Source organism: Stenotrophomonas sp. CFBP8994 (assembly GCF_034044835.1).
Lineage (GTDB): Bacteria > Pseudomonadota > Gammaproteobacteria > Xanthomonadales > Xanthomonadaceae > Stenotrophomonas > Stenotrophomonas rhizophila_A.
The window spans coordinates 426,650-451,681 of record NZ_JAXCWT010000004.1; the positions used below are offsets into that span (position 1 = coordinate 426,650).

Genomic DNA, 25,032 nt, shown 5'->3' on the forward strand with positions numbered 1-25,032 from the left:
TATTTCTGCTGGATTTCCGTTACATCTCACGATATTGTTCGCGCCCCGTTTGCGTTCCCCGTCCGTCATGCGTGATGAAGAAGACCCCGGCACCCTGGAGCTGATGCTGCCGCGCAAGCGCGGCCGTCCGCCCACGTTCGGCTACGCCATGACCGATGCCCAACGTGCCGCCCGCTACCGGGCCCGCCGTGCCGGACAGGCCGACCACGCCGATGTGCGCACCTGCAGCGATATGGTGCTGCTGGACAAGATCCGTGCAGCGATCAGCGCAAAGGATGCCGAGCTCACTGGATTCCTGGTGCACGTGCTGTGGCAGCGCTATCCCCTGCAGCTGAAATGATCGTCCCGCCTGCCAGGCCGGCGAGGGCCGGGCGCAGGTAACCCAGCAGCCGCCCGGCATCCAGCCAGTCGCCGGGCTCGTCCAGGTCCAGTTCGTGCAGGTCGCCGGCAATCGCGGCCAGATCCGGTTGTCCCAGCATCTGCAGCACGCCGGCCAGCCGATGCGCGTGGTGCCGCAGCGAGGTTGCGGCCCGGTCGCGCAGGGCGTCATGCAGCGCCATCTGCTCTTCCTGCAGCGATTGCAGGATCTCGATCCAGACAGGGTCGGTTGGGCCGCTGCTCGCGCTTGCCAGCCGCTCTGCGTTCCCCTGTGTCTCCACCTGCAATGCCCGGAGCAGCTGGCCGATATCCAGCGGCTTGCACAGCACCGCGTCCATGCCGCAGGCGAGGCAGCGTTCCACGTGCGCGGCCGAATCATTGGCAGACACTGCAACCAATACGGCCGGCGTACGCCCGTGGCGGCGCTCCAGTTGTCGCAGTTGGACGGCCAGCTCGTAACCGCTCATGTCGTCGAGTACGCAATCGAGCAGCACGATGCCGCAGGGCTCGGCGGCCTGGCAGTGCAGTGCGCTGGCGCCGTCGGCGCAGCTGCTCACCGAGGCGCCCAGCGTCTCCAACTGCCGACACACCACCGTGCGATTCAATGCGTGGTCTTCAACCAGCAACAGGGTGCGCCCGGCCAGCGGCTGCTCCCCCGCGCAGGGGCCGGTGGCTTCGATCACCACCGGCAAGCGCACCTCGAAGCAGCTGCCCTCGCCGGGGGCGCTGCGCAGCTGCACCGTGCCTCCCATGCCCCGCACCAGATCCTGGCAGATGGAGAGGCCGAGCCCGGCGCCGCCCATCTGCCGCGAATGACTGTCGTGCGCCTGCGCGAAAGGCTTGAACACGGTGTCGTGCAGCGCGGGCGGGATGCCGATGCCGGTATCGCGGACCGACAGCCCCAGGTGTGCGCTGTCCTGGTCCAGGTGCAGCGACAGGGTCACGTCCACGTGCCCCAGGTCGGTGAACTTCACCGCGTTGCCCAGCAGGTTGCTGAGCACCTGGCGCAGCGCGTCACCGTCCAGCCACATCCGGGGCAGCGGGTCGGTGTCCTGCAGCAGGGTGATGGCCAGGCCCTTGGCCTCGGCCGCAGGGCGGGCCACCGCCAGGCAGTCACGCGCCAGCTGGCGCACGTCCTGCCAGCCGGGGGTGGGGTGGTACTCGCCGGTGGCCAGGCGTGAATAGTCCAGCGCGTGGCCGAGCAGATGGCGCAGGCCGGCCCCCGCATTGCGTGCGGCGTTCACCAGTTGCCGCTGGCCCTGGTCCAGGCCCGACTGGTGCAGCAGATCCACCGAGGTGACCAGCGCCTGCGCGGCGTTGCGCACTTCGTGGCTCATCACGGCGATGAAGCGCGCCTGCTGGCGCTCGCTGCGCCGCGCCGACTGCTGTGCCACACGCATCCACACCCCGGCGGTGAGCAGGGCCAGCAGGATCAGCGCGCCGGCCAGCAGTTCCCAGCGAAAGTGCTGCGACATCACCTGCAGCGACGGTCCGCTCAGGTGCGTGGCTTTGGTCCAGCGCTGCATCAGCATCGCGTGTTCCTGCGGGCTGATCGAGCGCATCGCCTGATGGATCTGATCGAGCAGGGCGCGGTCGCGGTGGCGCACCACCAGGTGCAGGCTGCCTGGCAAGGTGGATGGCCCGCCATGCAGGAGCAGGCTGTTGCCGAAGTCGCGGCGCACCACGGGGCGCATTGCCACATCCAGGTCCAGTGCCGCGTCCACCACGCCGGCTTCCACGGCGGACAGCGCTTCACGCAGGCTGGGCAGGTCCACCACCTGCAGGTGGGGGTGGTAGGCGCCCAGCCATTCGGCCAGGCGGGTGCCGCGCACCACCGCCACCCGGCGCAGGTGTGCGAACTCCGGCGGGTGCGCCTGGGCGTGGCGGCTGGCCATCAGGGTCTGGCCGCGGTAATACGCCGGTGATGCGGCCAACGCCGTGCAGGGCGCGTTGTCCAGCGGACCCAGCAGCAGCATCAGATCGGCGCGCCCGTCGCAGATCGCCTGCAGCGCGGCGGTGGCCGATTCCACCGGCTGCTCGCGGAATTCCAGTCCGGCCTGTTCGGCGACCAGCTGCGCATAGCCGGTGATCAGGTTGGTGTCGCGCGCCGCGCGGTTGTCGTTGGCGAGCAGGCCATGCTGGGAGGGGTCGGCAGCCACCCGGACCAGCCGCGGTTCGGCACTGCTGCCCGCGGTGACAGGCAGCAGCAGGCCGACCAGCACCCCGGTCAAGGCGCCGGCCCAAGTCCAGTTGCCGCTCACCACACCGCCAGCTGGTGGCGAAGGGTGAACAGGTCGCGGTCGGTGCGCAGGCCGAGCTTGCGGAACGCCGCGTGCTTCTGGGTGCTGATGGTCTTGATGCTGCGGTTGCGCTGCAGGGCAATGTCGGTCACGGTCATGCCGCTCAGGCACAGCTGCAGCACTTCGCGCTCGCTCTGCGACAACCGGTGTTCGGCGTGTTCGTCGCGGTAGTTGACCGGTACATGGGTGTGCCCGGCCGCCACGCGGGTGACCGCGCGCGCCAGCGCCTCCAGTGTCTCGCCCTTGGAGACCACGCCCGCGGCGCCGGCGGCCATGGTGTTGGAGATCATCACGTGATGGACGTTGGCCGAGAACATCAACACCCGCACGCGCGGGAACCGGCGTCGCAGCATGCGCAGCAGCTCCATGCCCTGCAGGTCGCCTTCGCCCAGCGTGTAGTCCACCACCGCCACGTCCACCGGGTGGTGTTGCAAAGTGCTGATCAGGGAGCTGGTGTGGGCGTGGTTGCCGACCACATGGAAGCGAGGGTCGGTGGACAGGTGTACATAACTGCCATGCCGGACCACATCGTGGTCATCCAGCAGGGCGATGTTGAGTACGGACGGCAGCAGCGGTCCATATGCGGGGCCTGGATGGCGTCGAGACAAAGGAGGCACGCAATCGTGGGATTTGCGCCATTCTTACCGCTTCAACGCGCAGCGGAGATAGTCTGATGTCAGATTAGGACTATTCCTATGCTCGGTACGAGAGGTGCGTCACTCTCTGCGCGCATCCGCGTCACCGTTTTTCGCGATCGAGCAGTCGCGCGAACTGCGACGCCAGATCCACAACCAGCGGATCGGCATTGTCACGGTGCAGCATCGCGATTTCGATGCCGTCCATGGGCGGCAGGCCTTGGCGCGCGGTGAGCGCGCGGTGTTCGCGGGTCATGGCACGCGCTGGCAGCAGGCTGATGCCCATGCCGTCGGCCACCGCGCCCTGGATGCCACTGAGGCTGGAGCTGGTGAAGCCGATTCGCCAGCGCCGGCCCATGCCTTCCACGGCTGCGATCAATTCATCGCGATACAGCCCGCGCGGCGGAAACGTCACCAGCGGAATCGGGTCCATGCCGATGCAGGGGCTGCGTGCACTGTCCACCCAGCGCATCGGCTCATGCCAGCAGGCCACGCCCTGGCGGCTGTTGCGGCGCTGTTTGACCAGCACAAGGTCCAGCTCGCCGTGGTCGTAGGCGTTGGCGAGGTCGCGGCTGAGGCCGCTGGTGACTTCCAGCTTCACCTGCCGGTGGCGGCGGGTGAAGCGGCCCAGCAGGGCGGTGGTGCGGGGGCTGACAAAGTCTTCGGGCACGCCCAGCCGGACGGTCACCGCCACCGTGGCGCCGGCCAGTGCTTCGCCCATCTGGTCGTTGAGGGCCAGCATCTGGCGCGCGATGCCGAGCAGTGTCTGGCCGGCATCGGTGGGGTGCACATCGCGGTTGCCGCGCACCAGCAGCGGGTGCCCGGCCAACTGCTCCAGCCGCCGGATCTTCTGGCTGATGGTGGACTGGGTGGAATGCAGGCGCGTGGCGGCGGTGGTGAAGCTGCCGCAGTCGGCCACCATCACCATCGCCCGCAGCAGGTCCAGTTCGAACAGGGTGCGATGCGATTGTGCACTGGGCGGCATGGCGGTATCCAGAAAACGAATGGTGCCTGTTCTAGCATGCACGCGGGTGCCTAGCCAGCTGCGGCTCCTCATCCGTTGGCGGCACTACCGCTACGTGCAAGGCTGCGCGCCACGCGAGCGCCCGCGGCCTGCATCATCGCGTGCAGCGCAGGCGGGCCCAGTACCTCGAATTCGAGCTCCAGCGCGAGCAGCCAGTACACCACCGCGCCCTGCGGGTGCGCGCCACACCGCAGCAGGCAGCGCTGTGCATCCACCGCTTCGAGCATGCCCGCCGAGGCCGGTATGCGTTCGCGCACGATGTCGATGGGCGCGTGCAGGATCACCCGCGCTTCGTCTCCGTAGGGCCCCAGCGACAGCGACTGGCTCACGAACGCGCGCAGGTCGCCATTGGCGGGCGAGGGGCGCGGGCGGAAGTGCGCGCCCACCTCTGCCGCACTGGTCATGCGGTCGATGCGGAAGGTGCGCCAATCCACGCGCAGCGTGTCCCAGGCCACCAGGTACCAGCGCCGTTCGGCATGCACCACGCCCTGCGGTTCCACCAGCCGCTGGCTGGGCTGTCCCTGGCGGTCGGCATAGTCGAAGCGAAGCTGCAGTTGGTCGCGGCAGGCGCCGGCCAGGGTGGCCAGCAGCCCGGCATCGACCATGGGCCCGGCCTGGTCGATCGGCAGGATCGCGGTACGTAATGCATCCAGCCGGCGGCGCAGCCGGGCCGGCATCACCTGTTCCAGTTTGACCAGTGCGGTGATGGCGGTCTGCTCGATGCCGCTGATGGTGCCGGTCACTGCAGTGCGCAGGGCCAGCGCAGCGGCCAACGCTTCTTCATCGTCGAGCAGCAGCGGCGGCAATGCGCGCCCGGCGCGGAACGCGTAGCCGCCGGCCACGCCACTGCTGGCCTGGATCGGGTAGCCCAGCTCGCGCAGGCGGTCGATGTCGCGGCGCAGCGTGCGCGGATGCACGCCGATATCCGCGGCCAGTGTGTTGCCCGGCCAATGCGGCCGGGATTGCAGCAGCGAGAGCAGGCGCAGCAGTCGAGCGGAGGTGGTCAGCATGGGCGGCAGCATCGCGCCTGTCGAGGACAGGATCTGTCCGCAATGGTGGCTAGCCTGTGGCCACGGTGCAAGGCCCCCTGGCGGCGCACCTTTCCACACCGACAACCCACAAGGAGTTCCACATGTCCGTCGTCTTCTATTGGCATCCCATGTCCAGTGCCACCCCCGTCGCCTGCGCGCTTGCCGAACTGGGGGTTGCCCATGACCGGGTGCGGATCGACATCCGGAATGGAGAGCAGCGCACCCCGGAGTACCTGGCGATCAATCCCAACGGCAAGGTGCCGTGCCTGGTGGTGGATGGCACGCCGATCTTCGAGGGCCTGGCCATCCATCTGTGGCTGGGTGACCGCTTCGGCGTGGCGCGCGGGCTGTGGCCGGCCGCCGACACCCCGGAGCGGCTGCAGGCGTTGTCGTGGTGCGCGTGGGCCTATGTGACCTACGCGGCGATGATCAACCGGCTGATGCTGGCCACCCGCGAAGGCCCGCTGCGCGACACTGTGCAGGCCGCCGCCGCAGGGCAGGGCGCGGCCGAGCTGCTGGGATTGCTGGAAGATCGCCTGGGATCGCAGCCCTGGATGCTGGGCGGCGATTACTCGCTGGTGGACCTGGTGGTGGCGCAGGTGGTCGGTTATGGCACCTACGTCGGTGCCGGCGTGGACGCGTATCCCGCCGTGGCGGCCTGGTTGGCGCAGGTGCAGGCGCGTCCGGCCATGCAGGGCGAGGTCTGAGCGCATTCGATTCCGTAATGCGCGTCATGACGAAATTTAACTGGTGAATGGATGCCTTCGCGCCGTATGGTGCGGAGGTACTCCTTTTTGCCACGTTGCCATGAAACCCATTGTGCTGTCTGCCTTCCCGGTGCTGCTTGCACTGGCGCCCTGCGTCCTCGCCGCCGAACAGGCCGACCTGATCATCCGGCATGCCACCGTGGTGGATGTCGAACATGCCACCACCCATGCCGACCAGGCGGTGGTGGTACGCGGCAATGACATCGTCGCCGTGGGTGACGACCGCAGCATTGCCAAGGCCTGGAAGGCGCCGCAGCGCATCGATGGCAACGGCCGCTTCCTGATTCCCGGCCTGTGGGACATGCATGTGCATTTCGGCGGCGGACCGGAGCTGGTCGAAGAGAACAAGGCGCTGCTGCCGCTGTACATCGCCCATGGCATCACCACCATCCGCGATTGTTCCGGCGACCTGCCCACGCAGGTGCTGCAGTGGCGTGGCCAGATTGCCGACGGCAGCCTGGAAGGCCCGCAGCTGTTCAGTTCGGGCGCCAAGATCGAAGGCATCAAGCCGGTCTGGAAGGGAACGCTGGAGGTCGGCAGCCAGGCCGACCTCGATGCCGCGCTGGCCCAGCTCAAGCGCGACCGCGTCGACTTCGTCAAGATCACCGACAGCACCCTGACCCCGCCCCTGTTCCTGGCGGCAGTGCGTGGCGCCCGTGCCAATGGCCTGCGCGCGTCCGGGCACATCCCGATGGCGCTGACCGTGCAGCAGGCGGTGGATGCCGGCATCAGCTCGATCGAGCATCTGGACTACGCCTACAAGGCCGGGGTCAAGGACGAGGCGGCCATTGCCGCCGATTTCGCCGCCAAGCGCATCGATCGCGCCGAGGCCAATCGCCGGCTTGATGCCGGCTTTGATCGTGACACTGCCATGGCCGCCTACCGTGGCTTTGCGGCGAAGGGCGTGTATGTCACGCCCACCCTCAACGGCGGCCGCATCCTCGACTTCCTGGACCAGGATGACCACGCCAACGATCCGTACCTGGCCTACATTGGCCCGAAGCTGCAGGCGACTTACCTGTGGCGGGTGGAACGTGCTGCCAAGGCGGGTCCAGAGCAGATCGCCGAGCGCCACCAGCAGTACCACCAGGTGGCGGCCGTGCTGCCGATGCTGCAGCAGGCGGGCGTGACCGTCATGGCCGGCACCGATGCGGGGTTCCTCAATTCCTTCAACTATCCCGGTATCGGCCTGCATGACGAGCTGGCCCTGTTCGTCAAGGAAGGCCTGACTCCTGCGCAGGCGCTGTCGTCGGCAACCCGTGCGGGTCCGTCGTGGTTCGGTACGCTGGACCGCTACGGCGGCATCGCCGAAGGCAAGGCCGCCGACCTGGTGCTGCTGGATGCCAACCCGCTGCAGGATATCCAGGCCACGCGCGCGATCAACACCGTGGTACTGCGTGGCCACGTGTATGACCGCAAGGCGCTGGATGCGTTGCTGGCGCAGACACGGTCCAAGGTCGCCAAGTGGCAGCAGGACGCTGCCCAGTAGCGATATGCGCGCAGCAGAGTGAAGAGAAGCAGCAGGCGCCCCGCTCATCAGCGGGGCGTTTTCGTTTGGGCGCCGCTACAACAAATTGCAGTAGCGCATTGAGGAATATTGAATGTGGCGCGGCGTAGCAGAACTTTAAGCTGCCCCCATTCAACGCGGCGATGCATTCGCACGCATCTGTTGGTCATTCCAATCGCGGTTGCAATTTATTTCAGGGTGTCTTGCAACGAGTTGCATAGGGCGACAGGAGGCGGCTGCCTATGCTTCGCCCTCGATTCGAGACGGTTATGACAACCGGATTTCGTGATCGACCCTTCAATAACAGGAGTCCCTTCGATGAAGCGTCTGACGACCGCGCTGGCGACAGCAATGGCCATGGCGATGACGGCGTCGCCTCGTCCGGCCCAGGCTGCCGCTCCAAGCATCCATGTGGGGGCGATGTACGAATATGCCGAGCCGGGCAAGGGGGCGCTGCTGAAGCGCGTGCGCAACACCGGCGATGCCACGGCGTTTGTCCGTGTGCAGATCAGCGAAGTGCGCTACGCCGCGGACGGCACCCATCAGGAGATCCCGGTGGATACCTCCGGCACCGCTGCCGCCGCCGGCCTGATTGCCAGCCCGTCGCGGTTGATCGTGCCGGCGCAGGGCCAACAGGCCACGCGCCTGCTGGTGCAGGGGGATCGCAGCACCGAACGCTACTACCGCGTGCGCTTCGTGCCGGTGCTGCCACAGTCCGAAGACGAATTCGCGCTGACAGACGCGCAGCGTGATGACTATCGCAACGAGCTCTTGGCCGGCGTCAACGTATTGACCGGCTATGGCGTGTTCGTGATCGTGCATCCCGACCAGCCCCGCTACGACGTGCAGACCGAAACGCACGACAGCCACGTGCAGCTGCGCAATGCCGGCAATACCACGGTGGTGCTCGACGACATCCGCCAGTGCAGTGCGCAGGACAAGCCGGGCAAGTGCTCCCCGTCGCGCAAGGTGCACCTGCTGCCCGGACGCACCGAACGCTTCGCTCGCAGTGCCGGGCATCTGCACCGCTTCCAGATCGTTGAGGGGGACAACCGCAAGGACGTCCTGCTCACCCGCTAGGTTCCGCCCGGAACCGCCGTCCCGTCGCCGGGCTCCAGGCGACACCTTTCCGTTGGAGATGCAGGAAAAATGAACCTCAAGACCACCGTCCTGGCCGCTGCGGCTGCCCTGATCCTGACCCCGGCTGTCGCCATGGCCGCCACCGAGCAGTTCCCCATCCAGGTGACGGTTGAAGCCACGGTGCCGTCCGCCACCGGCCTGCAGATCTCGCCGGTCGGCGACTGGGCTGGCCAGACCCAGAACATGCGCTGGAACATCGCGACCCAGCGCCTGGATCCGATCCTGCAGCAGGTCGACATAAAGAGCGGCCTGGGCGCCATCAACGCCTACCTGACCACCGAAGCCATGCTGACCAGCGCCGGCAACGCCATCGACCTGACCGTGGCCGTCGCCGGCCAGGACCTGCAGGTCGGTGCCGCCAACGCGGTTGAAGTGGCCACCGCGACCGAAGCCGCCGCGAGCAAGCGCGCTGCGGTTGCCATCACCGCCGCTGCGCCGACCGGCGAGAGCTACGTGCAGGGCACCTACCAGGGCAACGTTTTCATGATGTTCGAGAGCGGCACCCCGTAATCGCGCAGCTGCGCATGTTTCACCCCGGCAGCTCCGGCTGCCACAGGAGGGGCGCGCTCGCGCCCCTTCTTCATGCACAGGAATGACCATGTCACCGCGTCTGCTTCCCCTCGCCACCGCCGTCATGCTCCATTGCAGCGTTGCAGCAGTGCAGGCTGCGCCTGCGGCACTGGAAAGCCTCACCCTGCTTGACCAGGCGGGGGGCCTGCCCGATGACTTCCGTGACCATTTCTTCGACGTACCCCTGGTGGTACGGGTCGAACGCGATGGTCAGTACCTGGGCGATGCCCGTGCGGTGCTGACCCGCGACAATACCTTGTCGCTGTTGGAGTTTACCGACAGCCACGACAGCACCGAACCGGCCGCCGAACGCGAGCGCTGGTTGAAGGCGTTGGCTGCACCGCGCCCATTGGGCGCCTGCGAACTGGCCTGCAATGACAGCCTGGTGCGGCTTCACTACAGCCTGGAGAGCTCGCTGCTTTCCATCGCCACCGAGAACGGTGGGCGCGCCGCCATGCCGCAGCGCCACCTCGCGTTGCCTGAAGACGGCAGTCGCGGCCTGATCCTGCGCCACCAGCTCAACGCCTATGCAGGGCAGGGCGTGGCTACGGTGGGCCGCTACGCGCTCGACGCACAGGGCAGCCTGGGACACTGGACGCTGGTAGGCAACTACCAGGTCGACCGCAGCAGCGATGAAGCCGGGCAGCTGCGACAGTCGGTACAGAGCCTCTACGCACAACGCGAATTCCGCGACAACTTCCTGCGCGTGGGTTACTTCCTGCCCAACTTCCAGGGCGTCACCCGCCAGCCGCGTGCGCCCGGCTCGTTCAGCCACACCACCGTGGGCATGATGGCCGGCTCATCGGACAGCCTGGCCATTGATTCTCGCGCACCGAGCCTGTATCCGGTGTACGTGACCGCCAACCGCGAGGGCACCGTGGAGGTGTTCCGCGACGGTAGCCTGATCCAGACCCAGCCATTGCAGCCGGGCCTGCAGGAGCTGGATACCCGTCGCCTGCCGGGCGGCATCTACGAGGTCGAACTGCGGGTCATCGAGGATGGACGCGAAAGCTCGCGTGAAACCACGGTGATCCACAAGCCCGGCAACTGGCGCGACCCGAGCCGCCGCTGGCGCTACAGCGCGTTCGCCGGTGTCCAGCACAGCCTGCTGGACACCCTGGAGGACCCCAATGCCGGTGCCTTCGCCGCAGGCGGCATCGTCAATTACCTGGCCCATCCGCGTGCGATCCTCGGCCTGTCTGCCCAGCACCTGGATGGCGGGAATGCCGTCGCTGGATCGCTGGACTGGCAGGTCAACGACCGTGCCAACATCCATACCAACGCCTACAGCGGCGACCACGGCAATGGCGTCGATCTCCAAGGCATGTGGCGCCATGGCAAAGGCACCGTGATCGCCTCGCACAACCGCAGCTGGCAGGAGCGTCGCCGCCCTGGTGACGACGCCTACCCGCCGTTGCCGCCCGGTGCCGAGCTGCCGCAGACCCGCTCGGGCTGGCTGCAGACCAGTGCGCTGAGCATGAACCATCGCCTCGGTGACAGCAGCTACGTTGCCGCGCGCGTGTCGCATCACAGTGGCACCAGCAACGGCGTTGGGCTCGACCTGTCCTTCAGCCGTCGCCAGACCCTGTTCGGCAGCGACGCGACCTGGCGCGCTGCGGTGTTCGACCGCCCGGCCAGTGCCAGCAGCGGCACGCGCCGCAACCGTGGTGTCGACTTCACCCTGAACATCGCGCTGGGCCAGGAGGGGCGTCGCTACAGCGGCAGCCTTGGCAGCCGCACCGCCACCGATGGCGGGCGCAGCCTGTACGCCAGCGCGGGGGTACAGCAGACCTATGAAGAGGGGCTGCTGCGCAGTGTCGCCGGCCAGGCCACGCTGGACAGCGATGGGCTGGGCCTGAGCAGCAACGCGCAGTTCGAGCATCCTGCACTGCGCGGCGACGTGCATGCGCAGCGCTCGTCGCTGGGCGGCACCGTCAGTGGCGGCCTGAACCTGGAAAGCACCTTGGCAATGGGGGGCGGAAAGCTTGCCATCGCCGGTGCGGGGCAGGTCGGCAGTGTCGATACCGGCATGATCGTGGACGTGAGCTCCGAGCTGCCCGATGTGGAGCTGCGCGCATACGACAGCCGCGGTGGCTCCTACGCGCTCCACCCTGGCCGCAACTTCCTGCCGGTCACTGCATATCGCACCGGCGCCCTGCAGGTCGACTTCCATGGGCGCGCCGCGCCGGCTGCGAGCATCCAGCCGGCCACGCTGGACTATCACCTCAACAAGGGGGGCGTGGCCTACGGCAAGGTGGACGTGCTCAGCACCTTCACCGTGATGGGCCATCTCAAGGATGCCGCCGGGCAGCCACTGGCCGGCGCCCACGTGATCAACCACGCCGGGCGCAGCGTAGCGGAGGCCGATGGCTTCTTCGCGCTGGAGATGAGTGCCAGGGTGCCGAGCCTGGAAGTCCGCCACCCCAGGGTGGCCGGGTGCAGCTTCATGCTCGACGGCACCGCAACGCGTCCGGACGGCGACACCTGGCTCGCCGGGATCCTGCAGTGCCCGCCGTCCACCCTGACCACCGGGCAATCGCACGCAGCTGCGCCGACTGCTGGAGCCATGCCATGAGAAACCCCATCCGATCAAACACCGCGTCGCAGTGGCCGGCCATGGCGCTGTGCGCGCTGATGCTGATGGCGGGCACCAACAGTGCCCGGGCCGCCGACATCCTTATCACCGCTGAGTTCAAGCCCAGCATCCTCGATCCGGACAAGCGCGACTTCGAGAACACCACGCCCTGGTCTGGCGTGTGCAACAGCACGCACCTGCAGGCCTGCATCAGCAACAGCTGGTGGAGCATCGACACGAAGATACGGGGGACCAAGCAGGCGATCCGTGAGGACAACTATGGGCGTAACGGCTTCTATATAGGCATGCCGCCGCCCCGGACCGTGCGTGTCACCTCGGACGACGGCGCACACAGCTTCGATCTTGGATTCAACATCATTGGGGCGGCGATGCGGCTGGTGGACGAGGACCGTGACGGGCCGCTGGAGCCGGCCTCGGTTGGAAATCCCAGGAACTGCAACAGGGGCTTGACCAACGCGAGTGCGCAGAATCGCAGCACGATGCGCATGTTCCTGCGGCGCGATGGCGGTGAGGGTGTAGTCGCCTGTTCCCTGCACTGGCAGGCTACCAACAACTACCTCATGACCGAGTTCGACTTTACCTACAAGCTGACCACGCCGGCCCCGCTGGCCATGCGAAGCGGCGTGTACACGGGCGTCACCTCGTACCGGGTTGGCGGTACCGGTGACGGTGCCGATTTCGACCTTGGCAACGGCGTAGTCCTGGACGACAACATCGTCAATGTTCATTTCCGTCTGGACGTCCAGCATGCCTTCCAGCTCGACCTGCCGCCGGGCAGTGATCGCGCGGTCCTCGCGCCAAAAGGAGGCTGGACGCAATGGAGCGACCACGGCGTCGTGCCGAAGGCGCTGGAGCGCGAGGTGCCGTTCAGCCTGAGCAGTTCCGGTCAATTCAGCGTCTCACTGTCGTGCCAGTACGCGCTGCCGGATGGCCGCTGTGCGATCCGCAACGAAACCGTGGATGCGCCAGACGCGCCGCTCGATGTCCAGCTGACCCTGCCAGGTTTCCGCGATGCATCGTCGGGAGCAGAGGCGATTGGCATTGCGTTGACCACCACGATGACGCCGCCTGTGATGACCGCCGAGAGTTTCATCATCCGCCGCCCCTCCAGACTGCATTTTGCCGTCAATGGCGAGGCGGTGGGCACGATGCTGGACCATCCCGGCAGCCGATATCGCGGTGACGTGACGGTGATCTTCGATGCGGATCCCTGATGCATGGGGAGTGCGACAACAGCGTGACGACACACAGGTTCGGTTCTGAACTGTTTACGTACATGCGTTTTCCGTTGACGCGCGGCATCGTCAGCGCACGCGGCGGTAACGCGGCGGTCCCTAGTGTTGGCTTACCGGCATCGCTTTCGACGCCGTCTACCGGAGAAGCATGATGGGTAACCAACAGAATCCGCAGCAGGGCCAGCAGAATCCGCAGCAGGGCCAGCAGAACCAGCAGAACCAGAAGGACCAGCAGCGCCAGGGCCAGCAGCAACAGCAGGACCAGAACCAGAAGGGCGAGCGCAACCAGCAGGGCGGCCAGCAGGAAGAAGAAGAATAAGCTGCTGCACCAACGCTATGACCGGAGTCCGGCCTTTGGGCCGGACTTTCCGTTTGTTGGGTCACGACCAACGGTCGTGACCTACCGTTGCCGCTGAGACCTACGGTCGTGACCTACCGTTGCCGCTGAGACCTACGGTCGTGACCTACCGTTGCCGCTGAAACCTACGGTGGTGACCTACCGTTGCGGTCGAGTCACGATCAACAATCGGGTGCCGTTGCAGGGTGTTCACGAAGCAAGTGATACCCATTCGCATTTCGGGTACACTGGGGCGATCGTCTTGCCCTGGGTCGTGCCCGCCGTGTTTTCCCGTCTGATTTCCGATTTCTCTCCGTGGTTGCGCAACGCTGGCGTTGCCGCAGTACTGGGCGTGGTCGCGATGGCGCCGGTTGCCGCCCAGCAACGCAACCCGTTGCAGAAGGTCGGCGAGACCGTACTGGACCAACCGCCGCAGCGCTATCGGTTCGAGCGTTTCGTGATTGAAAGCGGCGAGCCTGCACGGCGCTGGCGCGTCAACGTCGGCGTGCCTGTGCGCAAGGCAGACGCGCCTGCGCCGGTGCTGTACATGCTGGATGGCAACGCAGCGGCCATGGTGTTCGACCAGGCGATGCTGAGCGACCTGGCCGCACATGCCGCGCCGGTGCTGGTGTTCATCGGCTACGACAACGACCTGCGCATCGATTCACCCGCCCGCACGCTCGACTACACCGCGTGGGTGGATACGGCCGATGATGAGAACGGCGCGTCCCGGTCCAGCGGCGGCGGCGCCAAGGCGTTCCTGGACGTCATCCAGCAGCGGATCAAGCCCGAGGTGGAGCGCCGCGCCCGGGTGGACACGCAGCAGCAGTCGCTCTGGGGCCACTCGTTGGGCGGGCTGTTCGTGCTCAGCACGCTGTACACCCAGCCGACCGCATTCCAACAGTACGTGAGCGCCAGCCCCTCCTTGTGGTGGAGCCAGGGCGCGCCGCAGGGCGCGATGGAGCAGGAATTCATCGCCCACCCCGCGCCGGCGAAGCTGTGGCTGATGCTCGGCGGCGACGAGCGCAGCGGCAACCGCGGCGTGCGTGACATGAGCAACCCGCGCGTGGTGGCGCACCTGCGCCGCATCGCCGGTGCCACCCCCGATGCCGCGCATGCGCTGAGCGGGCGCCTGGCCAAGGTGCCCGGGCTGCAGGTCAAGTACCGCGAATTTCCTGGCCTGGGCCACGGCCCGATGCTGCCGGCTTCGCTGAAAGCAACGCTGGCGGCGCTGTACGGCGTGGCCGACAAGAGCGCCGATTGATTTTTCCTTACCCAGGCTGCGCCGATCCGGCCCTGCCAAGGCAACCCTTGTGACACGCGCCGCTGGCGCGCCCCTACAGAAGGAGTCTGCTATGTCCCGATTGATTTCCCTCCCGCGCGTTGCCGCGTTGGCCCTGGCCTTGTCGCTGGCCACCGGCGCGGTGTCCGCACAGCCGGTGTTCGATGCGCCGGCCAACGGCTTCCGTGGCAAGGTCAGCGCCCGCAACGAGAACGTGATTCCCGGCAGCGCCGCTGAAGTGACCGGGCGCGCGTTCGTGCCCGGCCAGCAGGTGACGCTGCTGCGCGGCGAGACCGTGCTCAACGCCACGCCGGTGGTGGTGGACGCGCAGGGCAACTTCAAGGCCAGCGTGCAGATCCCCGCCGACGCCGTGCCCGGCCAGCACCCGGTGGTGGTGCGCGCCAGCCAGCCGGCTGCTGCGACCGTGGTCGCCCTGCGGGTGTCGCCGAACCTGCCGCTGAGCGGCCAGCAGGCATTCCAGCAGCGTTCGGGCAAGCTGGTGCAGGGGCTGTACCAGAGCGCCTACAGCGCGGGCAGCAACGCGCTGTTCGTGACCTCGGCGGTGGGCCGCCCGCCGGTGACCCAGTCGCAGCTGCTCAAGGTGGACCCGAAGACGCTGAAGGTGGTCAAGGCAATCACGCCGGCACAGGTGCCCGATGCCAAGGGCGGCAGCGTGTTTGCGGTGTATGGCGTGGGCGTGGACGATGCCAACGGCAACGTGTGGGTCAGCAACACCCGCCAGGACACGGTGGCGGTGTACCGCCAGTCGGATCTGTCACTGGTGCACCAGTTCCCGGTGGGCGCGGTGCCGCATGCGCGTGACGTAGTGGTGGATGCCAAGCGTGGCAAGGTGTTCGCGTCGGCGGCTGGTGAAGACCATCTGTCGGTGTTCGATGCCAGGACCTTCAAGGCGCTGGAGCCGATCACGCTGGCATCCGGCGTGGACGACGAGAAGTTCGTGCCGATGAGCCTGGTGCTGGATGAAGCCAGCGGCAAGCTGTTCACGGTGAGCATCGGGACACCGGAAGCGGCAGTGATCGACGTGGCCAGCGGCAAAGTGGACAAGGTGATCGACCTGGGCAATTCGATCAGCGCCTCCGGCGTAGCCTTCGATGCGAAGCGCAACCGCCTGTTCGTGGCCTCGCAGGGCACCGACAACCTGCTCATCGTCGACGTGGCCAGTGGCAAGGTCCTGCACGATGTGCCGGTGGGCGCGGGTGCGCTGAACGTGGCGTTCGAACCGGTGTCCGGCCTGGCCTACGTCACCAATCGTGGTGCCGGCACGGTGACCGTGGTGGATGGCGACGGCAAGGTGGTCGGCAACCTGGACGGCGGCACGTTCCCGAACCACGTCCGCGAAGACGGCAAGGGCAACGTGTTCGCGGTCAACAAGTCGCGCGGTGCGGAGGACCCGAAGGGCGACCGCATCACCCGCATCACCCCGACCCGCCGCTGATGCATTCCGCGCGCGGGGCTGCGGCCCTGCGCGCACCTGACGGAGTAATGACATGTCCAGTTCCCTGACCGCGCGCCGGCATCTGCTGGTGCTGGCCTTGGCAGCCGCACTGACTGCCTGCGGCGGCAAGCCCGCGGAAACCGCAGCGCCCGCCGCAGCCGCGCCGAAGGCGGCCGACGCCGCAAACGCATCATCGCCTGCCGCGCTGCCGCAGGGCTGGCTGCACCTGGCCGGCGCCAATGTGCCCTCCAGCACCAACCTCACCCCGGTGCTGCCGGTCACGGTTACCTCCGATGACGGCGAACAGGTCACGGTGAAAGACGCCTCGCGCATCGTGGCTGGCGGTGACGATGTCATCGCGGTGATCGAAGCGCTGGGCCTGGGCGGGCAGGTGTACGGCGCGCCGCTGCGGTCGGCCACCGAAGCGGGGCGCAAGGCGCCCAAGCAGTTCCTGTTCAACCGCACCACCGGCGTGGAAGGCGTGCTGAGCCTGGAAGGGACGCTGTTCCTGGGCAACAGCCTGCGCCGGCATACCGAGCTGGCGAAGAAACTGCGCGGTGCCGGTGAGGCGGCCGTGGTGATCGATGACCTGCAGCCGGCGCCGGACAAGGTACGCAAGGTGGCGGCTGCGCTGGGCGTGGCAACGGCGGGCGAGGCACTGGCCACGCAGGTGCAGGCGCAGCTGGATGAGGCGGCCCGCATCGCCGCGGCCAGCAAGGTGCACCCGCGGGTGATCCATCTTTCCGCGACCGGGGCTGGCGGTGCGCCGACCGTGGCGGGCGCCGACAGTGCCTCGGGCAAGCTGATCGGGCTGGCCGGTGGCGTGAACATCGGCACCGAAGCGGGGGTGGCCAACTATTCCGCGCTGAGCAATGAAGGCGTGGTGGCCGCAGCGCCCGAGGTCATCCTGGTGACCGAAAACGATCTGCAGCTGTTCGGGGGTGAGGCGGGCCTGTGGAAGGCCTACCCGACGTTGAAACAGACCCCGGCCGGCGCGGCCAACCGGGTGTGGGTGATGCCGGACGTGCAGTTGAAGGCGGCCAGCGTGGGCTCCGGCAGCGGTGCGGTGGCCTTGGCCAAGGCGCTGGCGGCACTGCCGTCGCCGTGAGCAGGACGCTGTGATGGAACGCGCTACGCGCAGACGTGCAGGCGGATGGGTGCTGGCGATGATGTCGCTGGCCCTGCTGGGCGCGATCCTGGCTTCGTTCGCGGTCGGGCCGTTGCGCCTGCCACCGCTGGAGGTGGTGCAGGCGGTGGCGGTCAAGCTGGGCATGCTCGACCCCGCGCAGGTCAGCCAGCGCGACATGGCGGTGGTCTGGAACCTGCGCATTCCGCGTGCGCTGCTGGGCGCGCTGGTGGGGGCATCACTGGCGATGGCCGGGGCCAGCCTGCAGGGGTTGTTCGGCAATCCACTGGCCGATCCGGGCATCGTGGGGGTGACCCAGGGCGCGGCGTTGGGCGCGGTGGCGGCCATCGTGCTGGGCGCCGGCAGCGTGGGCGGCTGGACGCTGCCGCTGGCGGCCTTTGCCGGGGGTGCGGCGGCGATCAGCCTCACCTATGCGCTGGCGCGGCCCGGGCGTAACACGGGCACGGCGACCTTGCTGCTGGTAGGCATTGCGATGGCGGCGTTCTGTTCGGCGGCGATCGGGTTCCTGACCTACATCGCCAGCGAAAGCGAGCTGCAGTCGCTGGTGTTCTGGCAGATGGGCTCGCTGGCGCAGGCCGACTGGGCTGACCTGGCGGCGGCGCTGCCGGTGTTCGTGCTGGGGACGTTCGCGCTGCTGCGGCTGTCCACGCCGCTGGACATGCTGGCGCTGGGGGAGCGCCAGGCGCAGCACCTGGGTCTGGACGTGAAGCGCACACGGCTGAAGCTGATTGCGTTCAGCGCGCTGCTGGTCGGCGCGGCCGTGGCGTTCGCCGGTTCCATCGGTTTTGTGGGGCTGGTGGTGCCGCATGTGGTGCGCATGCTGGTGGGCCCCGGGCACCGCTGGTTGCTGCCGGTGTCGGCGGTGACCGGTGCGGTGTTGATCGTGGTCGCCGATACCGCCGCACGTACCTTGGACCCGCCCGCAGAGATTCCGCTGGGCTTGTTCTCGGCAGCATTGGGTGCACCGTTCTTCCTGTGGCTGGTGCTGCACCAGCGCCGGAGCGGCACGGTATGAGCGCGCCGTTCCTGCAACTGGATGGCGTGGGCGTTCGTTTCGGTGAGCGGTCCATCCTGCACGACATCCACCTGGGGTTCGTGCCGGGCACGGTGACGGCGCTGGTCGGGCCGAACGGGGCGGGCAAGTCGACGCTGCTGGCGGTGGCCAGTGGCGACGTCGAGGCCGATGCCGGGCAGGTGATCCTGCACGACAGACCGATCGCGCACTGGAAGGCGATGGCGCTGGCGCGCGAGCGGGCGGTGATGCCGCAGGACCATGCAGTGCGCTTTGCGTTCACGGTGGACGAGGTGGTGGCGATGGGGCGGTTGCCGCACCCTGCCGATGCGTTGCGCGATGCGGCGCGGGTGGAACAGTCGTTGGGCCAGGCCGAGATGGTGGGGTTGCGGCGGCGCGAGGTGCAGACGTTGTCCGGCGGTGAGGCGGCGCGGGCCACGTTCGCGCGGGTGCTCACCCAGGACACGCCGCTGCTGCTGCTCGATGAGCCGACCGCGGCGCTGGACCTCCGGCACCAGGAGCGGACGCTGCGTGCGGTGCGGCAGCTGGCCGACAGCGGCGCATGCGTGATCGTCGTGCTGCACGACCTGAACTTGGCAGCGGGGTATGCCGACCGGATCGTGCTGCTGGAGCAGGGCAGGGTGGCGGCTGATGGAACGCCGGACCAGGTGCTGACGCGCGAGCACATCGAGCGGGTATACCAGCAGCCGGTGCTGGTGCTGCGGCACCCGCAACGCGATGTGCCGCTGGTGGTAGTCGCCGATCCCCCCGCATAGCGCCACGCCCTGTGTGGCGGGGGCTACCAGCCAAACGTCGCCGTAGCCATCACGGTACGCCCGCTGCCGTAATAGCAGGACGATACGCCGGTGCAGGTAGACACATATCGCTTGTCCGCCAGGTTGCTGGCGTTGAGCGCGAGCTGCACGTGCGTGTTGCCATGCTGGCCGAGGTCATAGCGCAGCGCAGCGTCAAACAGGGTGTAGGACGGAATGCGGTACAGGTTGGCGCTGTCGCCGTAGCTCACGCCGTTGTAGCGCGCGCCAGCCGCCAGGCTTACGCCACGCAGCGCACCGGCCTGGAAGGTGTAGTCGGCCCAGAATGAAGCGCTGTAGTCGGGCACCATGGCCAGCTGCTTGCCCTTGTAGGCCGCTGACGTCAGCATTTCCGAGTCCATCCGCGAGGCCGCACCGATCAGGCTCAGCCCCGCGATCGGCGTGATGCGGCCTTCCAGTTCGATGCCGCGCACGCGGCCTTCGTCGCCCTGGATCGAGCAGACCGCCGTGCCCGTAGCGCCGCAGTTGCGGTGGCTGGCCACGGGGTCATCGACAATCATGTCCTGCTGGCGCAGGTCGTACACGGCCAGGGTGACCAGCCCATCGACGCTGGCCGGCTGGTACTTCAGACCGGCTTCCCATTGCGAGCCGGTCACCGGGTCGAACGCGGTCTGGGTGAAGCTGTCCAATGGCGACTTGTTGGAGGGCTGGAACGATTCGGCATAGCTGACATACGGGGTCAGACCGCTGTCGAACACATATAGCACGCCGGCACGACCGGTGAACGCTTCGTTCTTGATCACGTTGTGCGCACCCGGTTGCGATATGCCGGTGGCGATGTTGCGGGTGGCGCTCAGCGTGTCGTCCTTGGTCCAGTCATACCGGCCGCCCAGGGTCAGGCGCCAGTGGCCGGCGGCCAACTGGTCCTGCAGGTACACGCCGCTCTGCCGGTTGATGCCGGCGGTGGGTGTTTCGGTGGTGACGGTGGGCTGGTACGGGTAGTAGACGGGATCGAAGATGTCGATCGCGCGCGGGTTGGTCATCGCGCTGCGCACGCCTTCCCAGTCTGCCCGTTGCCAATCCCAGCCGAGCAGTACGGTGTGGTCCACCGCGCCCGTGCTGAAGCGGGCCTGCAGGCGGGTATCGAAGGTGTCGCCGTCGGAATCGCCGGTGCCCTGTACGCCGCGCCGGTTCTGGGTGCGGCCATCGGCATTGAGCGCGCCGAAGGTGACCACGCCGCGGTACAGCGAATCCACATGGGTGCGGCGTGCGTTCTGGGTCAGGGTAAGGTGGTCGTTGAACTGGTGTTCGAACATCCAGGCGGCCGTCCACAGCGTGCGGTCGAAGGTATTCCAGTCCGGCTGGCCGATGAAGGTGCTGTTCTTCATGTGGCCATGGGGCGTGGCGTTGAGGGTGCCGGCCATTGGCAGGAACTGGTAGGTGGAGCCGCCGTCGTCCTTCTGGTACATGCCGAGCAGGGTGAGGCGGGTGCGTTCGGCGATCTGCCAGGTGTAGCTGGGCGCGAGGAACCAGTGTTCCTGCGCCGTGTGCTTGATCTGGGTGTTGCCATCCCGGTACAGGCCGACCAGACGCAGCAGGTGCGTGTTGTCGTCGCTGCCGGTGCCGACGTCGAAGGCCGCGCTGTACTGGCCGTTGGCATCCACGCCCAGGCGCAGCAGCTGCTGCGGGTCCGGGGTGGGGGTCTTGCTGACCTGGTTGACCATGCCGCCGGGTGCGACCTGCCCGTACATCACCGCGGACGGGCCCTTGAGCACTTCCACGCGTTCCAGGTTCCAGCTGTCGAACATGCTGCGGTTCCACTGGCTGCCCTGCGGCGCGCGCATGCCATCCAGGGTTACGTTGTTGGCCCAGCTGCCGGCATCGAACCCACGGATGCGGAAGTCGTCCACGCGGTTGTCGATGCCGCTGCTTTCCAGGCTCACGCCCGCTACATAGCGCATGGCGTCGTTGAGCGACTGCACGCCACGCGCATCGAGTTCGGCGCGTTCGATCACGGCGACGGACTGTGGCGTTTCCGCAATGCTGGTGGTGGTCTTCGTGGCGCCACTGGTGCTGTTGGCCGCGCGGTAGGCGTTGACCTGGACGGCATCCAGATCGGTGGCGTTCTGCGCAAAGGCGACAGGAGCGGCGGCGCTGGCGAGGCAGCAGGCGAGGGCAAGCAGGTTGGGGCGCAACCGACGGAACGAAGCGGGGGAGGGGGTCATGTACTGCCAGCGTCAGGGTCGTCGCAGAGCGACGTTGACCCGGCATTTTAAGGATTCCGACACGCAATGCAATTGCGACCTATTCGCATGTACCAGCGGGGGCGGAGGGAGTTAACTCCGCGCCCGCGTGATAATCCGCTCGACATAGTCGTCAGTGTTCTACCCGTGGCAGCAAAAACCGCTTGCAACCCGTACGCAGAGGTCTAGAATTCGCCGCAGATCCTCTCAACCACCGCCATGAACTCGATGCCGCTCCTGACGTTTTTTACTCGCACCCGCGCTTTCGCGGGACGGGCGCGTCTGCCTCGCGGCTCCTCTGGCGGCTGATCGGATTCGATCACCGCAGGACCCCAGACAGAGCGCCCATTGGGCGCTTTTTTCGTTTCAGTGTTTTGTAACACCACGCATCAAGGAGAACGTGCCATGCACCAGATCGCCGAGCCCCAAACCTGGCCGCACGCCCGTTAGCCAACGGCGGCGTGCGGCTCCCTGATGTTGGCAGCAGCGAGACCCCTTTTATGAACACCCAGACCCAGAACCTCCGGCGCAACCTCGGCATCATTGCCCACATCGACGCCGGCAAAACCACGCTCACCGAACGCCTGCTGTGGAAAACCGGCGAGATCCATCGCGTCGGTGAAGTCCACGATGGCGCCGCCACCACCGACTTCTCGGCGATCGAGCGCGAGCGCGGCATCACCATCGGCGCGGCCGCCGTGCAGGCGCATTGGGCGCCGCGCGGCGAACCGACCCACCACCTGACCCTGATCGACACGCCCGGGCATATCGACTTCGCCATTGAAGTCGAACGTTCGCTGCGCGTGCTCGACGGTGCGGTGGCGGTGTTCTCCGCCGTGGATGGCGTGCAACCGCAATCGGAAACCGTGTGGCACCAGGCCCGTCGCCATGGCGTGCCGCTGATCGCGTTCGTCAACAAGATGGACCGCATCGGCGCCTCGTTCGAGCGCGTGCTGGCGCAGCTTCAGGACAAGCTGCAGGCGCGGCCGTGGGCGCTCGGCTGGCCGTTGGGCGCCGAGAACGCCTTCCACGGCTGGGTTGACCTGGTCGACCGCAGCACCGTGCAGTGGGACGACGCCGGCATGCCGACCCGCACCGCATGGACCACCGCTGAGCACAGCGCGTGGGAGCCGCGGCGTGCGGAACTGGTGGAAGCGGTGGCCGACCACGACGAACTGCTGGCCGAAGCCTGGCTGGACGGAAGTGCGGTGGCACCCGCCGCGCTGCGCGCTGCGCTGCGCCGGGCCACGCTGGCCGGTGCCGGCGTGCCGGTACTGGCGGGTGCGGCGTTCAAGAGCAAGGGCATTGAAACCCTGCTCGATGCCATCGTGGACTACCTGCCCGCGCCGGAAGACCGGCCGGCCGTGGTGGCCACGGAGGAAGCGGGCGAGGTCAGCCTGCCGCCGGATCCGAATGGGCCGCTGGCGGCGCTGCTGTTCAAGATCACGCACCAGCACCATGGGGCGTTGAGCTTCGTACGGGTGTATTCGGGCACGCTGAAGGTGGGCGATGCGTTGGCCAGTTCGCAGCATGCGCAGGGACGCCGGGTCAGCCGGCTGGTGCGAGTGCAGGCCGACCAGACCCACGACATCAAGCAGGCGGTGGCCGGTGACATCGTGGCGGTGCTGGGCTGGAAGGATGCGGTGAGCGGTGAAACGCTCAGTGCACCCTCGCGCCCGCTGTTGCTGGACACCATCCAGGCGCAGCACGCGGTGCTGGCGTGGCGGTTGACTGCGGAAAAGTCGGCCGACCTGATCCGCATCGCGCAGGGCCTGTCCAGCCTGGCCCAGGAAGACCCGTCGTTCCGCGTCGAAACCGAAGCGGACAGCGGCGAAACCCTGGTCTGGGGCATGGGCGAGCTGCACCTGGAAGTGATGGTGGAACGGCTGCGCACCGAGTGGAATGTCAACGTCCGCACCGGTGCGCCGCGGGTGGCCTACCAGGAAACGCTGAAGCAGGCGGTGCGTGGCATCGAAGGCAAGGTGGTCAAGCAGACCGGCGGCCAGGGCCAGTACGCCCGGGTGGTGCTGGATGTCAGCCCACGCGAGGACGGCGAGGTGCATTTCGTCGACCGCACCGTAGGCGGCGTGATCCCGCGCGGCTTCGTAGCGGCGGTGGAGAAGGGCGTGCGGAGCGCGCTGTCGGAAGGGCCGCGTGGCCATCCGGTGGTGGGCATCGAGGTGGCGCTGGTCGATGGGCAGACCCATGCCAAGGATTCGTCCGACATGGCGTTCCATCGCGCCGGTGCCGAAGCGGTGAAGGCCGCGCTGCTGCAGGCAGGAACACGCCTGCTGGAGCCGGTGATGGAAGTAGCCATCCACGTGCCGTCGGTGAATGTCGGCGACGTGGTGGGCGACCTCAACCGCCGCAGTGGCCGCATCGCCTCCATCGAGGACCAGGGTGGGCGTGCGGAAGTGGTGGGCTACGCGCCGCTGGCGCAGTTGTCCGGCTACACCACCTCGCTGCGCTCGCTGACCCAGGGCCGCGCATCCAGCGACATGCGCTTCAACGGCTACGAAGAGGTGCAGGCTGCTTGAACGCTGGAAGGAAAAGGGGGCCGGAATTCTCCGGCCCCCGCTCAGCCACGCAGGGCGTGGCTCTACCGGCAACCCTTTACAATGGGGGCATCTGCTTCAGGAGCTTCCCATGACCACCCCCCATTTCTACCCCGTCGGTATCCCCGGCCAACCCTGGGGCGATACCGAGCGCGCGGCGTGGCGCGCGCGCCAGGTCGTGCAACGCCACTACGCCAACGACGTGGTCGCCGCCTTGAATGCGCTGCCCGATGCACTGGAAATCGTCCAGTACGGCCAGCTTGAATCCATCACCGACACCTACCCGCTGCTGCTGGCCAAGACCCGCAACTGGGACCCGGCGCTACCCACCGCTCTGGTCACCGGCGGTGTGCACGGTTACGAAACCAGCGGCGTGCACGGCGCACTGCAGTTCCTGCGCGACCACGCGCAGGAGTACGCCGGCCGCATCAACCTGATCGTCGCCCCCTGCGTGTGCCCTTGGGGCTACGAACGCATCCAGCGCTGGAACCACGATGCGATCGATCCCAACCGCAGCTTCCGTGACGGTGGCCGCATCGTTGAAACGGCCTCGCTGATGCACTGGGTCGCTGCCCGCAACGACGACCTGCTGGTGCACCTGGACCTGCACGAAACCACCGACAGCGACGCGCATGAGTTCGACCCGGCGCTGGCCTCGCGCGATGGCAAGCCGTGGCACCCGGAAACCATTCCCGACGGCTTCTATGTGATCGGCAACAGCGAAAATCCGGAACCGGCCTTCCAGCGTGCCCTGATCGCCGCCGTGGCCCCCATTACCCACATCGCCCCCGCCGACGCGCAGGGCAACCTGGTCGGGCTGCCGCTGCAGTCGCCGGGCGTGGTGTGGGGCGAATCGCGCTCGATCGGCGCCTGCGCGGGGTTCACCAGTGCCCGCTTCGCCACCACCACCGAGGTGTACCCGGACAGCCCGCGGACCACGCCGACGGAGTGCAACGCCGCACAGGTGGCTGCCGTGCGCGCGGGGTTGGACTTCGCCCTGCAGGCAGGGTAACGGTCTTCGCGCGGCGGGCATCCCGCCGTGGC

At 67.5% G+C, this 25,032-nt stretch carries 20 protein-coding genes; 15 read left to right on the plus strand and 5 right to left on the minus strand.

The window, feature by feature from the left end:
• The first annotated feature begins 67 nt into the window (after nucleotides 1–67).
• Nucleotides 68–340 carry a hypothetical protein gene (locus tag SOM39_RS13955; protein ID WP_068851817.1) on the plus strand — a complete coding sequence of 91 codons (273 nt, stop codon included), beginning with the start codon at nucleotides 68–70 and terminating at the stop codon, nucleotides 338–340.
• Here SOM39_RS13955 and SOM39_RS13960 read toward each other — a convergent pair.
• The 4 genes from SOM39_RS13960 to SOM39_RS13975 form a co-directional block, all read right to left on the minus strand.
• Nucleotides 285–2,639 (minus strand): hybrid sensor histidine kinase/response regulator, encoded by a 2,355-nt coding sequence (locus SOM39_RS13960; RefSeq protein WP_320458644.1) that lies wholly within the window; start codon nucleotides 2,637–2,639, stop codon nucleotides 285–287. The two genes, SOM39_RS13955 and SOM39_RS13960, sit on opposite strands and share 56 nt — an antisense overlap.
• Complete coding sequence (locus tag SOM39_RS13965) at nucleotides 2,636–3,286, minus strand: response regulator transcription factor (protein ID WP_320458645.1); 651 nt, start codon at nucleotides 3,284–3,286, stop codon at nucleotides 2,636–2,638. The genes SOM39_RS13960 and SOM39_RS13965 overlap by 4 nt, the downstream gene beginning before the upstream one ends.
• Before the next feature lie 130 nt (nucleotides 3,287–3,416).
• Nucleotides 3,417–4,298, minus strand: a complete 882-nt coding sequence (locus SOM39_RS13970; RefSeq protein ID WP_320458646.1) for a LysR substrate-binding domain-containing protein — start codon at nucleotides 4,296–4,298, stop codon at nucleotides 3,417–3,419.
• A 68-nt stretch (nucleotides 4,299–4,366) separates the two neighbouring features.
• A complete protein-coding gene (locus tag SOM39_RS13975) occupies nucleotides 4,367–5,347 on the minus strand; it encodes a transcriptional regulator (protein ID WP_320458647.1) in 981 nt (326 codons plus the stop codon).
• Between the two features lie 122 nt (nucleotides 5,348–5,469).
• Here SOM39_RS13975 and SOM39_RS13980 point away from each other — a divergent pair, with 122 nt between their 5' ends.
• From SOM39_RS13980 to SOM39_RS14035, 12 genes are all read left to right on the plus strand, one after another.
• Nucleotides 5,470–6,075: a glutathione S-transferase family protein gene (locus SOM39_RS13980; RefSeq protein WP_320458648.1), complete on the plus strand. Its 606-nt coding sequence runs from the start codon at nucleotides 5,470–5,472 to the stop codon at nucleotides 6,073–6,075.
• A gap of 100 nt (nucleotides 6,076–6,175) precedes the next feature.
• The gene (locus SOM39_RS13985; protein ID WP_320458649.1) at nucleotides 6,176–7,624 is read left to right on the plus strand and encodes an amidohydrolase family protein; all 1,449 of its coding nucleotides are present in this window, start codon (nucleotides 6,176–6,178) and stop codon (nucleotides 7,622–7,624) included.
• Nucleotides 7,625–7,960: 336 nt separating this feature from the next.
• Nucleotides 7,961–8,722 carry a CS1 fimbrial subunit B flags: Precursor gene (locus tag SOM39_RS13990; protein ID WP_320458650.1) on the plus strand — a complete coding sequence of 254 codons (762 nt, stop codon included), beginning with the start codon at nucleotides 7,961–7,963 and terminating at the stop codon, nucleotides 8,720–8,722.
• Between the two features lie 69 nt (nucleotides 8,723–8,791).
• Entirely contained in the window at nucleotides 8,792–9,292 is a 501-nt protein-coding gene (locus tag SOM39_RS13995) for a CS1 type fimbrial major subunit (protein WP_320458651.1), read from the plus strand.
• 88 nt (nucleotides 9,293–9,380) lie between these two features.
• Nucleotides 9,381–11,927, plus strand: coding sequence for a TcfC E-set like domain-containing protein (locus tag SOM39_RS14000; RefSeq protein WP_320458652.1), 2,547 nt, complete (start codon nucleotides 9,381–9,383; stop codon nucleotides 11,925–11,927).
• Complete coding sequence (locus SOM39_RS14005) at nucleotides 11,924–13,162, plus strand: hypothetical protein (protein WP_320458653.1); 1,239 nt, start codon at nucleotides 11,924–11,926, stop codon at nucleotides 13,160–13,162. The genes SOM39_RS14000 and SOM39_RS14005 overlap by 4 nt, the downstream gene beginning before the upstream one ends.
• Before the next feature lie 172 nt (nucleotides 13,163–13,334).
• Entirely contained in the window at nucleotides 13,335–13,502 is a 168-nt protein-coding gene (locus tag SOM39_RS14010) for a hypothetical protein (RefSeq protein ID WP_176472691.1), read from the plus strand.
• A 337-nt stretch (nucleotides 13,503–13,839) separates the two neighbouring features.
• Nucleotides 13,840–14,784: an alpha/beta hydrolase gene (locus tag SOM39_RS14015; RefSeq protein WP_414715877.1), complete on the plus strand. Its 945-nt coding sequence runs from the start codon at nucleotides 13,840–13,842 to the stop codon at nucleotides 14,782–14,784.
• Between the two features lie 91 nt (nucleotides 14,785–14,875).
• On the plus strand, nucleotides 14,876–16,258 hold the full coding sequence (locus SOM39_RS14020) for an ATP-binding protein (RefSeq protein WP_320458655.1): 1,383 nt from the start codon (nucleotides 14,876–14,878) through the stop codon (nucleotides 16,256–16,258).
• A gap of 52 nt (nucleotides 16,259–16,310) precedes the next feature.
• Entirely contained in the window at nucleotides 16,311–17,366 is a 1,056-nt protein-coding gene (locus tag SOM39_RS14025; protein WP_320458656.1) for a heme/hemin ABC transporter substrate-binding protein, read from the plus strand.
• 13 nt (nucleotides 17,367–17,379) lie between these two features.
• The gene (locus tag SOM39_RS14030) at nucleotides 17,380–18,420 is read left to right on the plus strand and encodes an iron ABC transporter permease (RefSeq protein WP_320458657.1); all 1,041 of its coding nucleotides are present in this window, start codon (nucleotides 17,380–17,382) and stop codon (nucleotides 18,418–18,420) included.
• A complete protein-coding gene (locus SOM39_RS14035) occupies nucleotides 18,417–19,193 on the plus strand; it encodes a heme ABC transporter ATP-binding protein (protein WP_320458658.1) in 777 nt (258 codons plus the stop codon). The genes SOM39_RS14030 and SOM39_RS14035 overlap by 4 nt, the downstream gene beginning before the upstream one ends.
• 23 nt (nucleotides 19,194–19,216) lie before the next feature.
• On the opposite strand, the gene SOM39_RS14040 is transcribed toward SOM39_RS14035, so the two are convergent.
• Nucleotides 19,217–21,415, minus strand: a complete 2,199-nt coding sequence (locus SOM39_RS14040) for a TonB-dependent siderophore receptor (RefSeq protein ID WP_320458659.1) — start codon at nucleotides 21,413–21,415, stop codon at nucleotides 19,217–19,219.
• Nucleotides 21,416–21,933: 518 nt separating this feature from the next.
• On the opposite strand from SOM39_RS14040, the gene fusA reads away from it, so the two are divergent.
• Together fusA and SOM39_RS14050 are read left to right on the plus strand one after the other, a co-directional pair.
• Nucleotides 21,934–23,970 carry an elongation factor G gene (gene fusA / locus SOM39_RS14045; protein ID WP_320458660.1) on the plus strand — a complete coding sequence of 679 codons (2,037 nt, stop codon included), beginning with the start codon at nucleotides 21,934–21,936 and terminating at the stop codon, nucleotides 23,968–23,970.
• Between the two features lie 109 nt (nucleotides 23,971–24,079).
• Nucleotides 24,080–25,000, plus strand: coding sequence for a M14 family metallocarboxypeptidase (locus SOM39_RS14050; protein WP_320458661.1), 921 nt, complete (start codon nucleotides 24,080–24,082; stop codon nucleotides 24,998–25,000).
• Nucleotides 25,001–25,032: the final 32 nt, after the last annotated feature.